Origin of the sequence: Saccharophagus sp. K07 (assembly GCF_014336955.1) — a bacterium.
Taxonomy (GTDB): domain Bacteria; phylum Pseudomonadota; class Gammaproteobacteria; order Pseudomonadales; family Cellvibrionaceae; genus UBA5868.
On the sequence record NZ_QRAI01000001.1, the window covers coordinates 818,543 to 834,735 of the forward strand.

Here is a 16,193-nt window from a genome sequence, read left to right on the forward strand (position 1 = left end):
GTTGTTGCCGAATGACTCAACACAAAAGGCTGGAGTGCTTTGGATAGTGAGTTGCTCAATTGTTACCTCCGATCCTTGCTCACTCCCGCAGCCGCTAAAAAAAGAGCTAGGCCAGCTAGGGCAACATATTTTTGTGGTTCCATTTTTTTAGGCCTCTCTGCCATGACATTATTTTGGATGAAACACATGACAACAGATTCTTGAATTATGCTTCTAAAATCTGTATCTAAGTGTCGGAAGTATAAAATCTTTAGAGATCTTAGTAACGCCGGATCTTGTTTAGAGGCGAATAATTTGAAGTTTGTCACGGAATCTCTATGGGTGAAAATGCATGAAAACGCGAATTTATTGGGTTTTTAATGAATTATTTTAACTTGTTGATAAATACTGCGTTAATTTGAATTAAAAAGCGACATTTATCCAATGGTTTGATGGATTTCATGTTTTATTGGGTGATTTGGCACTTTGTTTCCATTGTTGTGGTCCTGGATTAGCACTTTTCTACTGGAAAATTTCGACATCCAACGCCTTTTTAAAGTGGGTGAAAAGCTCTGCCATGTGTGTTGAGTAAATATCAATATGTAAGATTTTTCAGAATTTAGTAAAGGAGGAAGTACAGTGGTGGATGCGTCCATAGCTATGATGCGGTGCTGGATAATTGTTTTTCTAATTCTGCTCTCAGCATGTGTTGATGGTTCAAAAAAAAATCCCATTGATCCAGGTTCATCATCTAGTAGTTCATCAAGTTCTAGCTCGTCGAATTCTTCTAGTTCGTCCAGCTCTTCAAGTTCCAGCTCATCTGGCGGTTCTAATCCATCCCTTGCCCTATGTTTGGCCACCGAATACGAACAACCAGCGGCGATTTCTCTGCAGGAAATAGTGCCCCAGCAGAAATTCACCTTGCCGACCGGGCTCACATTTTTCCCGGGCAACAACAAAATTATGTACTTGCTTCAGCAAGATGGGATGATTTGGCGTTTGGTTGATGACGGCGGAGAGATAATAGTAAACCCGTTTGTCGATTTGCGTGAATATTACAATGTGGTTTATTTACCTGAAGGACTGGGTGGTTGTAATGAATGCGGTCTATATAGCATGGTCTTTCATCCAAACTTCAACCAAAACGGATACATCTATATATCGTTCACTACGGATGGGGCGAATGGAAGACCGTTGCAAACACATATTAAAAGATTTCGATCATCGGATAATGGTGTTTCGTTGGCTCAGGATAATTCTGGAAAGCTGGAAGAAACGGTAATTTTTGAAATTCAGCAGCCTGCCAACTTGCATAACAATGGACAAATACGATTTGGGCCAGATGGCTATTTGTATATTGGTATGGGAGACGGTGGCTATTCTCTTGACGCACAGAACGTCCATAATCCATTCGGTTCTATACTGCGCGTAACTGATGAGGGGGAGCCTGCTCCAGGAAATTTGGTGCAAGGAGGCTTGCCTGAGCTTTATGCCATAGGGCTACGTAATCCTTGGTTTTGGAGCTTTGACCGATTAACGGGTGATTTATGGGCGGGTGATGTTGGTCATGCCAAAATTGAAGAGGTCAACCGCATTTTTAATGGCGGTAATTACGGCTGGCCGTGTTTTGAAGGTAATGCCACATATATCAATTGCGGTTCATCAGGGCCTTTTGAAAATCCCGTTTGGGATTATGGAAGAGTAGACGGCTCGTCAGTAACAGGTGGATATGTCTATCGAGGTCGAGTGATCGAGTCACTGTACGGGACCTATCTATTTAGTGATTTTCTCAGTGGAATTATTTGGGGGTTGAGAGAAATTCCTGGGGAATCCGGCTATGAGAGGGTTCAGTTGATCGCGAGTGGTAAAGCAGTGTCTGCATTTGCAGAAGATAATGATGGTGAGCTTTACATCCTGGACTATACAGAAGGTGGCATATATCGGTTGGTCCCTACGATCAATGATTCGACCAAAAAACCTTTGCCCGTCCGATTATCCGAAACCGGTTGTATGAATATACGCGATGTGACTCAGCCGGATTCGAAGTTGTTGCCCTATAGCATTAACGAGCCATTTTGGTCGGACGGAGCTGATAAAGAACGATTTATTTCGCTGCCGGAAAAAAGCCAAATAGAAGTAGACGATCAAGGCGACTTTCATTTTCCTGTCGGCACTATCCTGCTAAAAAATTTCCGTTTACAAGGTAAATTGATAGAAACGCGATTGTTGCTTAATCAAGAAAACTCAGGTTGGAGTGGTTACAGCTATGCCTGGAACGATGATGTCACGGAAGCGATTTTGCTAGAGACCAGTGAGGACAGGGAATTTGGCGGACAGATATGGCACTACCCCAGCCGCGCAGAATGTCGGCAATGTCATACCTCCGCCGCCGGATTCAGTTTAGGGCTCGAAATTGCTCAGCTCAATCGAATTAGTCCGAATACTGGGCAAAACCAGCTGGATTGGTTTGTTGAGCGAAATTTATTTTCCAGTGAACTAGGACCACATCAATTAGCTCTGAAATTACCAGGCAGCAAAGATTTATCCGCTTCTTTAGGTGAGCGAGCACGTGCCTTTTTACACAGCAACTGTTCTTATTGTCATCGCCCGGGCGGTACTAGCCAGAGTAATATGGATTTGAGATTCGGCACGGAATTGATATTTACCAATACATGTGGCGTGGAACCAATTCAGGGTGATTTGGGAATAGCATCTGCTCTTTTGCTGGCACCGGGTGTGGCTGACAGGTCTTTAATTTGGCAGCGCATATCCGCCAACAATGAAAATAAAATGCCTCCATTGGCGCGCAATCATGTGGATATGGAAAGCGCGGAATTAATTCGGGATTGGATTAATAATATGGACTTTTGCCGCACCATTGCGGGGCCTTTGGACGGCAAGTATGCACTGCACAAAGATGAAAACACTATTCTAGGTCGAACCAATTCCTTACCTGCGTTGGTCAATACGGATTCAGAAAATAAAGTGGAATGGCAGATCAAGCCTGCAATCGAAAATTTCTACCATATCAGTCTTGTTGGCGACGATGATCTATTTTTACATTACGAAAACCTCAAATTAAGTATTGGCCCTATCAGACCGGAGTGGTGGAGTGCGCACTGGGAATTGATCGCCGAAGAGGATTATTTTCTGGTTCGTAATCGCTGGTATGGTCACTACCTTAGAGTCGTAAACGACAGTGTGGGTATGGCTCCCTTATCTGACGAAGGACAGTACAAATGGCGTATTGTGCTAAACCCTAACCACGGAGGGTGAGGGCGAAAGCTGCTCGATAAGGGCGGCTTTCAATGCGTTTTCAAACAACGGTCTTAGAACTGCCTGTCTTTTAATATGCGGGATAAAAATTGGCACTTTTTTAACATGAAAGTACCAGTTTTTATCTTGCCGATTCTCGGAATAATTCTTTAAAAACCGGAATCTACGGCACAACTTTTTGCCGGAGAATGGGATAAGGTTTGGCTCCCAATCATCATATGATTATGGTCAGAACGCATATTTGGAATAAAACCTATGACAAGCAAAAAGCGGAATCTGCTCTCATTTCTTATACCAGCACTCGCATTACTTACACTCGTAGGATGTGGCAGCGGCGGCGTGAGCCCCACGTCGTCTTCCAGCTCATCCTCGAGTAGCTCTAGTTCCAGTTCTTCATCGTCCAGTAGTTCCAGTTCCTCATCATCGAGCAGCTCAAGTTCCAGCTCTTCTGGCGCAGCTGAGCTTCCGTTGGTAGTTGCCATTAATGCAGGTAGTAATTCAGCCGTAACCTTTGAAGGGGTGGAGTATCAGGCGGATAAATATTCTCGCGGTGGTACGCCCAATAGTACTCAAGACTTCGTCATGGGCGGGGCTTTGTACCAAACAGAACGTTATGGAACTTTCAGTTATGAAATTCCCGTGACAGCAAACGGTCGATATACAGTACAACTGCACTTTGCCGAAATTTATCAAAACGCTGCAAACGCACGTAGTTTCAGTGTCGCAATTGAAGGCAACACCGTAATCCGTGATCTGGATCTCTTTTCCGAAGTGGGTCACGACGTCGGTTACACCGAAACCTTCCGAGATATTCAGGTTAATGACCGCAGCGTGACGATTGAAATGATCAAAGGGGTGGAAAACCCGACTCTCGCAGGGTTTGCGATTTTTTCCGCTGATGGAAAATTGGATACAACCGTTGTTCCTACTCCGGATCTGACGAAGTTTTCCGCCTACACCGGCAAGAAAACCAGCAGAACTGTCATGACGTCAAACCATGCTACCGGTCATGTTGGAGATTTCTTCTTCACCCACTGGAAAGATGGCGGTTCCACTTCTTTAACTCTGGATACAACCGGAGATTTTAGTGTCAGCTGGCAAGGCGGTGGTTATAACTACGTCGGTGGCCCTGGTTGGCACTATGGGGATTTGAATCGTGTGATCGGCTTCCGTTTTGCGAGCGATAGCGGCGCAAGCTATATCGCTCTGTACGGTTGGGGATACGACAAAGATATGCCCAAGTCGAACCCGGCTCACTTGGTTGAATACTATATTTTGCAGCGTTGGACCTATGACCCAAGCCAGGGTGCAACCTATGGTAAAACCTTCGTGAGTAATGGCGTGGAGTATTCCACCTATCGCTCAACACGAAACCAGCAGCCTTCGATCAACGGCCGCTCGACCTTCTACCAATATTGGAGCAAGCCGACTCGCCAAGCTGCATTTGGACAGGATCACAAAATCATATTTGCTGATCACGTGAAGGCATGGGCGGATACAGGTTGGGTTCTGCCGAATACGAATAATTTGGATGCGAGCGATGACCCCACCTATCAGGTAATCGCGGTCGAAGTGTTCAACCCCGGTAGCAGTGGAACTGCATCGGGACGAGTGTGGGACGCGACTGGCCAATAATCCTAAAAAAATTGCGGATTTAAAAGGGCGCCCAAATGGCGCCCTTTTTCTTTTGCGGCGCTTCATGTTGTCGCTGCAAATTCTTTATTGTGCGCTATTTCAGGATTTATAACGAAAAGCCATATAACCTACGTAGTTTTATGGTGGCCTGCTCGTTATAGCATTTGAGAAGGCTCTCTTGCACGCTCAATAAATAAGGAGCTTGTGATGGAAATATTCAGATCCAGACTGCGGGCCTATAGTTTTTTCCCGCTGGTTGCCTGTCTGGCTGCACCTTTGCTAAGCCATTCTGCTGATGATGGCACGCAAATGAGTGAACCATTTCGCATTAATTATGCGGGCTATTTACCGCAAGCGAGCAAGTTGGCGTTTTATCTGGTCCCGAATCGCGGAACGATTCAGTGGCAAATTCAGGGCACTAATTGCGCAGGGTCTTCCAATCGTTATGTGAGCAACGATAAAAGCTCTGGCGACAGTTTTTATGTCATAGATTTTACCGACTGTACTCAGCAGGGAAGAAACTTGCGCGTACAAGTTGGTCAGCATGTATCTCTGCCTTTTGATATAAGTCCGGATCCTTACGGTGGCATAAAGTACGAATTTTTTGATTATTTTCGCGACCACGAAACCAGTGCCACATTTACCAATGCCAAAAATAACTGGGCGACCGGACTTTCGCTGCAATTTCGTTACGTGCGAGATGCGGGTGACAATGGCGCTTATCCGACAAATACCGCAGAAGCATCCTGGGCGCTGATCAATTTGTTGGAAACCTATCCGAACGTAAATAATTACTACGCCAATGGTTTGCCGGGCGCGCGCACTGTTTACGATCAGCTGAAAATTCTGACTGAACAATTCCATTATGTGCTGGCGCACGGCGGCGCTTTGGCGATTCCGAAATTTCATACCAATGTCAATCCGTTTTGGGCAGATTGTTCGCCGCACAGCAGCGGCACTTGTATTTCTGAACCTGAAACCAAGGCGACATTTGCCACTGCGCGAGCCATGGCTGCTATGGCGCGAGTGCATCATAGATTCAATGCACAAAGTGATGCAGAGTCAGCTTATTCATTGGCGCAACGCGCCTGGAATGGCGCGCGCAATAATCCGCTGAAATGTAATCAGGCGGATGCGTTTGGCGGTGAGGGCGGTTTTTATCCGGATAACGATCCCTACAGTTTGTGGCGCGATCCGAAAAAGAATCGCGATAATTGTTACCCGCACAAAAACAATACGGAAGACGATGAATACTCTGCAGCAGTAGAGCTGTATCTTGCGGCTTTAAAATTAAATCGCAGTAATGATGCCAATCACTATCGCAGCATAGTCGTCGGTCATCCGCGTTTTGATGAAGCAAGTTCCTACTGGTGGGGAGCTGTGGCAGCGGAAGGCAGTTTGTCTTTGTTGACCAACGAAGCTCTGCACGACATTGATTTGTCCAATTTAAAATCCAAACTGACGGACAAAGCCAACGCTATTTTGGGCTTTCAAAATCTCGGTTATCCCGGTGTCACCTGGGATCCAAATTCCTCTCAGTGGAATACCGGCGATCAAGACCATGTGGACAACAATGTCCGTTGGGGATCTCATCGCATGGCATTAAATGATGCGCGCATTTTAATGGCGGTTGCGGAAATTCACCGTGCGCGCAGAGATAGCGAATCAGCCATTAAATACGCTCGCGGTGCCTTGAAAGTAATGGACCATATTTCCGGGCTTAACCCCATTGGCCTTGCAATGTTTACTGCGAATGGTTATTCACAGTTCGAACATGCCATAGAGCGCACCCACGACGGTGCCGATGATAAAGACACTTGGCCCGGCAAAATGGTGCTCGGTCCCAATAACTGGACTAATGCCGATGATTCCGAGATGCCGGAATTTGGTTCTCAGCCCGGTTTGAAGATGTTTGCTGTAACTGGGACGGGATGGGCATCGAGAGAGATCTCCATCGACGGTAATGCCTCACTGGTGCCAGTTGCTTACTTCACCACAGAAGTGGCGCCAGCGATCCTCGCAGGAGAGCTGCCCCAGGAGCCAGAACCCCAAGAACCACAGCAGCCGGAGCCTGAGCAGCCTTCGCAACCAGAACAACCTTCACAGCCAGAACAGCCTGCTGCAGGAGCTTTGAGTCGCTTGCATCTGTTTGGCTTGATCGCATTGCTGTTTGCGGTGCAGTGTCGCCGCTTCGGCTGTCGTTTCTAACTCTCGATTAGTACGCTCTGGCATTTCCGATTAGCGCTCCGGCTTTTCGCTTAGATTGCTAGCTTTTTCCCGCAGGAGAATAGGGTGTTCTCCTGCGGAATTTTCCTGATCCTGCCAAAGTTGCTGCGCTGCCGCAATCCTTTTGTCTCCTTTTTCTGTACATACACCTCATTTGCCTTATGCTGCCCGGCCACCTAGGCTGAAATTCTATGCAGTCCTGGTGAAGGCATAAGGTAAATAATAAAAAACGATGTTTTTACTCGTTGGAGGTGTTTTATCCATCGAGTGTCATGAATGTAGGTCTTTTAGATCTGAGTTGTCTGCTTTACGGATACGCATCTTACGTTGATTAATTTTGATGGGACACTATGTATAAATTTAATAAAACTCTGTTTGGAATTTGGCTACTCTTGACTCTAATCGCGTGTAGCAGCGGTGGTGGAAGCGGCGGCAACAGCAACAGCTCGGGCGGAAGCAGTGGTGGGAGCGGGGGCGGGAGCGGGAACGAGCCACCAAAATCCAATTATTCGGTTGCGCTGAATGCATCAAGCATTACTCTGGAATTGCCTTATGGAGGAACAGCTGAACCTAAATTGGTATCGGTGAATTTTGTTGGCGATGGTCTGGTTGTTGGTTATCCGCCAGGCAACTCTAATGATCAACCGGTAACAGCAGAAATTCTCAGTAATTCCGGCAAATCCGCTGTCGTGGCTCTTGCTGCAGCTCCGGGACTGTCATATCCGGAGTTGGGAACTTACTCCACCGTTATCCGGTTTGCCACTGGCAGCGCGGATGGAACCGAATATGTGTACAAGGATTTGCAAGTCAGAATTGTCCAGCTGGATGGGTTTGATATTCAGCTTGCCTCGAGCCCTGTCTATAGCGGAATTTGGGGGGACGGTGGTCACTCAGCTTTTGTTGTACGAACTTTTGAGAAATCCTGGTCGGTCAGTTCGTCATCACCAGGCGTTCGTTTTACTCCTGAATCGGGAAAAGGAACCGAAACCGTTCTGGTCACCCACGATCCGGATGAGACTCCGGTAGGATCATCTGAAAAAACCATTACTTTCACAGCGGGTTCCGGTGAATCCATATCCAAAACGATTTCATATCAGTTACGGTTGCCTGAACTCTCGCAATTGAATGATCTGATCCATTTGCCGAATCATGATAAAGGACAGAGTTTGTCGCCTGTGGCGCTCAGCTTGAATTTCCAGAATGGTGTAGCCGTTCCATGGACAGCGACAGCCAGTCCATGGATTAGTTTGACTTCAGCGGAAGGTGTCACCGGTCAAAATGATATTGAGTTTTATGTCAGTAATGAGGTTTTTCCTGGTGAAGCCGAAAACATGAATGGGGTGATCACTGTTGAATTCGACATTCCTGGTGCATCATTCAGTCGTGAAATCCAAGTGAATTTTCCCTTTGAACCCTTTTATATTCAGGCTGCACCCTCGGCGATAGCCCATTCGGATTACAATACTTGGGAAAACCACGACGGAAAAATCATCGTAAACCTACCGCTCAATAATATTGAAGGGGTAACAAGCTCAGCGCCTTGGTTGATCATCCATGACGTGTCAGAAAAGTTTATTTTTTATCGTTTAGAGACGACGGATCTGCCATTTGGATATCATGAGGCCACGATATCTGTGGCGCAGCCACAACTAAATGGCGTGGTTGCAACACAAATTAATGTGGGTTACTACAAGTCTGAATTGCCTGCCACTTATGGTGAAAATGGTGAATGGAGTAGTGATGCATTCGCGGTGGCAGACAAATTGGGTCCCTGGTTATACATCGGCCGCTCGGATTCCCCGAACAGTATCGCTAAATATAATTTCATCACTAAATCAGTTGAAGAAACGGTGGTAGTGGAAGAGCTGGAGAAAATTGGCGCTTTAACCATAAGTGATGATGGCAAAACCTTATATGGTTTGTCCTACGATTGGGGGACAGGATGGGGGAAATTGCTCCAAATCCATTTGGATGATTTTGCCAACTACTCAATCGTGAATATTGATGGACCTCAATCACCCGATTTTTTGCGTTACGCGCGATTTAACGGCAAAAGTATGGTGAGCGATGGTGGTGGCTGGTTTGATGCGGATTCTGGTTCGCTGATTTTATACAGCGGCGATTATCATCCCTATAAATACAGTAAAACCGGTGAATATTTCCTGACGCCGAGTTCATATACTCCCGGTGGAATTTTTTATTCAAAATACACCTACAGCTATTTGACCAACGAACTGGCGAGAACGTCATTAGGCAGTCTCGAAATGGATATGCGCACCAATTCGCTTAATTTGTCTACGAATGAGGATTGGATGGTTCTCGTTACGGCGAATATGGAAGAGACTGAAAAAACGGTCACATCCTTTCGTCTTGCAAACGAGCTTGACTATACGCTTGAGACCTCGGGAAGAATGCATCTCCATTTCAATGATATCGAGGGATATCCCTGGGCTGATGTAAGTGGTAGAGGCGTTATAGCGGTGCAGGTTGATCGATTTCGCACGACCGATGAAGATGAAAGGGTATTATCTTTGTTTACAGCGAATCTTGAACTTATCGCCGAACATAAAATCGACTGGTTTCATTATTTTGCAGCCGATTGGCGAACATTTACCGGCGATGGAAAACTCTTTTCATCTTTTGTAAAACAGCCAGGCCGTGAGACAGGAACAATGTACCTATATTCCTCCAAATAAGAAAAATTCCGGCAAATAAGCAAAAAGGGCTAGTCATTGGACCAAATGACTGGCCTTTCTGCATCACATCTATCCTCAAATCTCGCTCCAATCCTCCGTGTCTTATTAAACGCACACTTCGCAAAGTGGTTCTATACTCAAAAGCGGACGAAATATACGAAAAAGGATAATAAGCTCCGCTGATGGGCTTGAAATTTATAACAATTGTGCATCACAGCATGCCTGTAGTCCGGCATGACGGTTAGAGGATCACTATGAGAATCCATTCTGGTTTTAAAGCAGCAATATTAATGACGGCGTGTAGCCTGGTGAGTTGCGTGTCTGCGCAAAAGTCGGTTGACGCTCAAGCAGCAGTTGTCCCCGGTATCGAGAAATTCCAGGCTTACACCCAGGTATTTCCGGAAAAAGCGCTGATCACCCAAAACCATGCGACTGGCCATGTTGGCAAATTCTTCTTTACCCATTGGAAGGATGCCGGTGCGGCTTCTTTGAGCCTAGATGCGACTGGTGCCTTTAGCGTCAGCTGGCAGGGTGGTGGTTACAACTATGTCGGTGGGCCAGGTTGGCACTACGGCGATAAAAACCGCGTTATTGGCTATCGCTTCGAGGAGGATAGTGGGGCGAGCTATATCACCCTGTACGGCTGGGGATACGACAAAGCCATGCCAACATCAGATCCCGCGCATCTGGTGGAGTACTACATTCTCCAGCGCTGGACCTATGACCCAAGTAAAGACGGTGTCTATGGCAAAACCTTTGTCAGCGACGGGGTCGAGTATTCCACCTACAGGTCTGTGCGTGAGGTAAAACCCTCGATCAACGGCCCCACGACCTTTTACCAATACTGGAGCAAGCCGACGCAACAAAGACCTCTTGGTCAGGATCACAAAATCATCTTCGCCGACCATGTGAAAGCCTGGGCCGATACGGGTTGGATTCTTCCGAATATGAACAACTTCGACGCTAGCGACGACCCGACCTATCAGGTTATGGCCGTCGAGGTATTTAATCCGCCTAAGGACGGTACTGCATCCGGACGAGTCTGGGACGCGACACCTCGCTAACACGCCCATGGGAGTGGTCAACCACCACTCCCTTGCTCGCACTTTTTTCTGGTCATTTTTACCCAATATTCCCTTGTCCTGCGCCCCTTTCCTGGTGATTTGCTACTTAATCACCGTCAAATCTCCGTCTTTTTGACTGCGTCACATTAGTTTCTTTGAAATCATTGTCACAAATCGGTTAATTGTTAGCGCCTGCACACCCTGAGATTTTGTAACATCAATGGTCATATGAAATGACAACAAAAAGTGGGTTTAACCATGATCGGAGTAGCAAGGTTTTGTCGGACAAGAAGCCACTGGCTCTTGGCCTTTTATCTAATTTTTAACTTGGCTGCCTGCGGTAGTGAGGGCGATGAGCCTTCATCAGGCGGTGCTAGTTCATCCAGCAGTTCCAGCTCTTCGAGCAGCAGCTCCAGCTCCTCAGGTTTTACGTGCTCCTCCTGCGTTGGCCTGATTCTGAATGAAGCGGTTTCGTCGAATTCGGAATTCAAAGACGAGGATGGGGACAGCGAAGACTGGTTTGAGATACATAACCACAGCAACAACCCAGTCCGGTTGGCGGGTTGGAGTGTGTCCGATGACGAGCTTGAACCGCAAAAATGGCAGTTCCCCGATATCACTTTGGACGCGGGCGGCTATCTGGTGGTGTGGGCTTCGGATAAGGACCGATCTGAGCCTGGTCGACCTTTACACGCCAACTTCAAAATCTCTTCCTCTGGCGAAACCCTGTACCTGTTTGAAAACGGAACCCTCAAGCAATTTCTGCACATTGAAGGATTGCGCACAGGCACCTCCGTTGGTCTGTCTGAGGTGAGCAAGTCGACGGTTTATTACGATCAGCCGACGCCCGGTGCGGCCAATAGCGCGCGCGAGTATCGCGGCGTTCTTAATGGTTTGGTGGAGTTTTCCGATAAAGGTGGAATAACGGAAGCCTCAATGGTGATGCTAAATGGCGCTGAGGCCAATCAAACCATTCGTTACACGCTCGATGGCAGTGTGCCCAATGAGAATTCACCGGTTTATCAGGGCGCAATTTTTCTGACAAAAAATACCGCGATTCGCGCGCGTATTTTTGCCGATGGTTATATTCCCTCGGTTGTGCAATCGCGCACCTTCCTGGTTGGTGCCCGACACGATATTCCGGTGGTTACTTTGGAAGCGGATCCATTGGATTTTTTTGATACGGAGTACGGCATCTATGTACTCGGTCCAAAATACGAGCCTATGCCACCCAACTATGGAGCTAACTTCTGGCAGGATTGGGAGCGGGAAATTCACTTTGCGTTTTACGAGCCGGATGGTGCTCTGGGAACAGAATTCAGCGCCGGTGTGCAGATCTTTGGTGGATACACACGATCATTTGCGCAAAAAGCCTTGGCTATATATGCGCGCAGTCGCTATGGCGTGGACAAATTTGACTATCGCTTTTTCCCCCAGCTGAGCTACAAAAAATTCGAACATTTAGTGTTGCGCGCATCGGGCAACGATTGGATGCGTACTATGCTGCGGGATCGCGCATTCACCACCTTGATGGAGGGAAGTGGCCTCGATTATCAAGCGGGACGCGCTGTCGCGGTTTATTTAAATGGCGAGTACTGGGGCTTGCATAACCTGCGCGAAAAAGTCAACGAAGCTTTCTTAAACTCTAAACATGATGTCAAGAAAAAAGATGTCACCATCTTGGAGGCGAATGCAGAAGTTGTCGAAGGCTCCAACGAAGAGTATTTGGCGTTAATCGATTATGTGTCGAAAACGGATCCAGAGTTGCCTGAGTTCTACTCTACAGTTGCAGAGCAAGTTGATATCGAAAACTTTATCGCCTATCAGGTTGTGCAAATATTTATCGCCAACGACGACTGGCCGGTAAGGAACATCAAGTATTGGAAAACTCCGAAAACCAAATGGCGTTGGATTTTGTACGACACCGATTTTGGTTTCGGTCTGTACGAACGCAATGTGCAGAAAAATTCCCTGGCTTACGCGACAGCTGCGAACGCCATGGGCGCTAATGTAAATAATCCGCCCTGGTCGACCTTGTTGCTACGTCGCCTGCTGCAGAATCCACAATTCCGGCAGCAATTCATCAATTATTTTGCGGACCAATTAAATACTCGTTTCCTACCCTCGAATGTAGCAGCTGTTGTAGAGCGTCTGGCAGACGAAATCCGCACGGAAATCCCACTGCAAAAAGCTCGCTGGGGAGGTCAGCGCAGTACCTGGAATTGGGAAAGCGAAATTCAAAGCCTGATCACCTATGGCAACGCCAGACCGAATTATGTGTGGCAGCACCTGCGCCAATATTTTGGGTTGTCTGATCCTCATAATCTGTCCGTAACAGCTCTCAATACGGCGATGGGCAGTGTCCAGGTCAATTCTGTTGCAGTCGCGCAGGAGAGTTGGAGTGGGCAATATTTTGCGGAAGTTCCTATAACGGTAACCGCTGTTCCCAAAGCGGGTTATCGCTTCTCTCATTGGGAAGGGGATATAACTTCAGCAGACAGAACGCTCAGCGTGTCCTTGGTTGAAGATTTGAATCTGACGCCGGTTTTTGTGGCGGAGTAATCGCGTAAAAACCAAAAACCCGGCCTAGGCCGGGTTTTTTATTTAGAAGAGAGAACTGCCGGATTATTGGATGGTTACGTCCCAATAGAACTCACGTACTTGTTCATCCGGAACAGATACTCTCAAAGTGAGAGTGCCAGTAGTTGCGGTAGAGCCTCCTTTCAAAGTTACGCCGTAGGGGCCAGTAGGCGCACCAACAATATCTTCCACTGTCCACGAGGTTATGCCTTCCAGAGTTCCCGCAGTAGTACTAAAGGAGATTTGCGTTCCTGACGGAAGTGGGTTGCCAATAGCACAGCCGGCTGGTGCTTGATTTTCTGCATTAATATTGCCGTCTGATAAATACAACCCGGTCAAACTCCTGGTTGAGTTAATTGGAACAACCACGGGTGAAGCGAAAGTTCCGGTGGAGCAAATTGTCGGATTGTTGCCTTGAGAGATAAACAACTGCGTAATCGCGGCCAAGTCAACATACTTCACGTCTGGTGAACACAAGCTGGTGTGTTGGCAGTTCAAGCCATTCCAAAGGCCATCCCCATCATCGCGAACCTTGTTGCGATTGGTATCGATAAAGTAATCGTCGGGCTGATAGTTCTCTGAATAGTCACGACTTAAGAAGGGCTCGCCTAGATCGTGCGTTGCATCGAAAGTGTCGCCATCATCAAAGATATTGTTGCCATTTCTATCGATAAAATCTTCGGTGCCTTTTACTGTAGCGAAAATACGCGCGCGACCGTTGGCGGGTTCTCTGCCGTCGGGCTTCCATTGAACAGAGCAGGTGCCGTTCTCCGTTGTACAAGATGGTGTGACATAGCCGCCGTCGATGCTAACGAAGTTAATAGCTGTGCCATCCACGACCGGGTTGCCCACGCGGTCTGTCGCGACCACGGTTACAGATGCTTCGGGGGTGTTCAATTTATTCCAGGCGTTGAGGCTATTTTTGTCCAGGCCAATATGGAAGTGATTGGCAGATGGCAATCCAGTGGATATCACAAGCCCTCCTGACAGCGCTTCGGCACCACTTTCTTCATGGCGTGCTACAACCGTAACAACGTTGGGCATAGAGCCAGACAATACGTGAGCGCGTACAAGGCCGTCACTCCCGGAAATGCCGGTTGTTTCAACGAGACGAATTGTATCGCCTGCAAGACCTTCAATGCGGAAGGTTACGCGCTGTCCGGCAACGGAAGAACCGTAAATGCCATTCAGTCGGAATGTGATCGTCGATCTTTCAGGGCCGCCGCTGCCTGCAATTGCGATATTTCCAGGTTCGGTTGATTCCCATGAAATAAAGGAAACCTTATCTTCGATGAAGATCTCAGAAGAGTAGGAGAACGATGGGAAATCGGGCGTAGTGAAGGTGACAACATCGCTACCGACGCATCCAAATGTGGTGTAGGAAAAGCTGATCTGATTTTCGTTGGTAATGGGGCCAACAATCTCGGCTAAACCGTCTCGTATACATTCAGATGTGGCTTTCCACCCGGTTCCTACTGGTTGGACCGTATTGCCATTGCGGTTGGTGAAGTTCAAATGAACGGCTGTTGAAGCGTGAGGTTCTAGTGGTTGGTTAACAATATTGGCTTCAACAAAAACCGGGTTTCCTTGTGCGTCTCGAAGAGGGCTGGTGACGGTCGTTCCGCTAGACGAACTGGCCGACGAGCTGGAGCTAGACGAAGGAGAAGAGGGAGTAAGTGTGCCTATTTTAGTTGGTCCTGAGCGATTATTGTCAGAACTCGAACAGCCCACTAGACCGATAAAACAAGCGAAAACCAACGAAGGTGCCGCCCACCGAAGTTTAGGCGAAGGATTAACAAATTCCATGATGATTCCTTTTGCGATAACAGAGCTGGTACTTAGCGAGTCCCGTGCGACCCGCCTTCATTATTGTGATCGGTTCGCTCTTCTTACGAATCACTTCATGCGGAAAATGAGCAAACCGCCGCAACTTTAATCAAAAAAAGCTTATGCAGCAAATGGCGGTTCTTCAAGCTTGCGGCAGGTATTTTTTGAGTTGCGGGGTATTGCACCCCGGCAAAAAGTCCCATCCATGCCTTAATAAGAGGTAAGGGAAGAGCAACCTTGAAATCCTGGAGAAGGTTATTTGGTTAAGTTATTGAAAATCGATAACCTATTCCCGGCCAGTCAACAAGCGACGGTTTGAGTTGTTAGTTCAAAAACTCGCAAGTATCGGACATGTCCATTGGGCAGGGTCCATTTTATGTGGTCGCCGATTCGGCTCCCTAGCAGGGCGATCCCCAGGGATGATGTCACGGAAACGACCTGTAGTTTGTCATCTCCAGTGGGTTGCTTCTTGGGATTGTCGCTCAATAAAAGCCTTGTAACAGAGCCGGTGCCCATGTCTTTCAGACTAACGATTGCCCCAATCCTGGCGATGTCATCCGGAAATAGATGATCATCGATAACTTTTGCAGTATCGAGCTTGGGATAGGCCTTACCGTAACCCTGCGCATTTCCGTTAAGCTGGGATCTTACTCGGGTGAGTTTTTTATAATCGGTTTTGCAGAGCAAAGTAATTCTGGTGCTCGATTCGAACATGATTTCTTACCAAATAAAAAAGTGGCGGATCAACCGCCACTGACCTGTTGTAAATTTGACCAATCCTTTTGCGCTGCCCGTTGTATTAGCTGGGCATTTGTTATCAGTCCTTCCCGTTTTTCTTCTCCCTTTTTTCCTTGCGCTTTTCTTTAAGAGATTTTTGTGGTGGTTTCTTGGCTTTTTCTTTACTCATAAA

10 protein-coding genes are annotated in these 16,193 nt (G+C 47.3%); 7 read left to right on the forward strand and 3 right to left on the reverse strand.

Translation table 11 applies throughout. The features are described 5' to 3' along the window. Window positions 1-416 precede the first annotated feature (416 nt). Window positions 417-839, reverse strand: coding sequence for a hypothetical protein (locus DWB84_RS03480; protein WP_187408346.1), 423 nt, complete (start codon window positions 837-839; stop codon window positions 417-419). Here DWB84_RS03480 and DWB84_RS03485 point away from each other — a divergent pair. From DWB84_RS03485 to DWB84_RS03510, 6 genes are all read left to right on the forward strand, one after another. Beyond that, window positions 832-3,255: a PQQ-dependent sugar dehydrogenase gene (locus DWB84_RS03485; RefSeq protein ID WP_187408347.1), complete on the forward strand. Its 2,424-nt coding sequence runs from the start codon at window positions 832-834 to the stop codon at window positions 3,253-3,255. The genes DWB84_RS03480 and DWB84_RS03485 overlap by 8 nt on opposite strands. A gap of 339 nt (window positions 3,256-3,594) precedes the next feature. Next, window positions 3,595-4,890 carry a glycoside hydrolase family 11 protein gene (locus tag DWB84_RS03490; protein WP_370589662.1) on the forward strand — a complete coding sequence of 432 codons (1,296 nt, stop codon included), beginning with the start codon at window positions 3,595-3,597 and terminating at the stop codon, window positions 4,888-4,890. 207 nt (window positions 4,891-5,097) lie between these two features. Next, window positions 5,098-7,098, forward strand: coding sequence for a glycoside hydrolase family 9 protein (locus DWB84_RS03495; protein WP_187408349.1), 2,001 nt, complete (start codon window positions 5,098-5,100; stop codon window positions 7,096-7,098). 368 nt (window positions 7,099-7,466) lie between these two features. Continuing rightward, on the forward strand, window positions 7,467-9,812 hold the full coding sequence (locus DWB84_RS03500) for a hypothetical protein (protein WP_187408350.1): 2,346 nt from the start codon (window positions 7,467-7,469) through the stop codon (window positions 9,810-9,812). A 254-nt stretch (window positions 9,813-10,066) separates the two neighbouring features. Beyond that, a complete protein-coding gene (locus DWB84_RS03505) occupies window positions 10,067-10,876 on the forward strand; it encodes a glycoside hydrolase family 11 protein (RefSeq protein WP_187408351.1) in 810 nt (269 codons plus the stop codon). A gap of 303 nt (window positions 10,877-11,179) precedes the next feature. Further along, window positions 11,180-13,438, forward strand: coding sequence for a CotH kinase family protein (locus tag DWB84_RS03510; RefSeq protein WP_187408352.1), 2,259 nt, complete (start codon window positions 11,180-11,182; stop codon window positions 13,436-13,438). 63 nt (window positions 13,439-13,501) lie between these two features. Here the strand turns inward: DWB84_RS03510 and DWB84_RS03515 are convergent, their stop codons facing one another. Beyond that, window positions 13,502-14,971, reverse strand: coding sequence for a hypothetical protein (locus tag DWB84_RS03515; protein WP_187408353.1), 1,470 nt, complete (start codon window positions 14,969-14,971; stop codon window positions 13,502-13,504). 94 nt (window positions 14,972-15,065) lie between these two features. Here DWB84_RS03515 and DWB84_RS03520 point away from each other — a divergent pair, with 94 nt between their 5' ends. Next, window positions 15,066-15,392: a hypothetical protein gene (locus DWB84_RS03520; RefSeq protein WP_187408354.1), complete on the forward strand. Its 327-nt coding sequence runs from the start codon at window positions 15,066-15,068 to the stop codon at window positions 15,390-15,392. Window positions 15,393-15,583: 191 nt separating this feature from the next. Here the strand turns inward: DWB84_RS03520 and DWB84_RS03525 are convergent, their stop codons facing one another. Next, entirely contained in the window at window positions 15,584-15,997 is a 414-nt protein-coding gene (locus DWB84_RS03525; RefSeq protein WP_187408355.1) for a GreA/GreB family elongation factor, read from the reverse strand. Between the last annotated feature and the right edge of the window lie 196 nt (window positions 15,998-16,193).

Coding starts and splice junctions, on each gene's coding strand:
- DWB84_RS03525 (WP_187408355.1), bottom strand. CDS start 15,997: ATGTTCGAATCGAGCACCAGAATTACTTTGCTCTGCAAAACCGATTAT.
- DWB84_RS03495 (WP_187408349.1), top strand. CDS start 5,098: ATGGAAATATTCAGATCCAGACTGCGGGCCTATAGTTTTTTCCCGCTG.
- DWB84_RS03500 (WP_187408350.1), top strand. CDS start 7,467: ATGTATAAATTTAATAAAACTCTGTTTGGAATTTGGCTACTCTTGACT.
- DWB84_RS03505 (WP_187408351.1), top strand. CDS start 10,067: ATGAGAATCCATTCTGGTTTTAAAGCAGCAATATTAATGACGGCGTGT.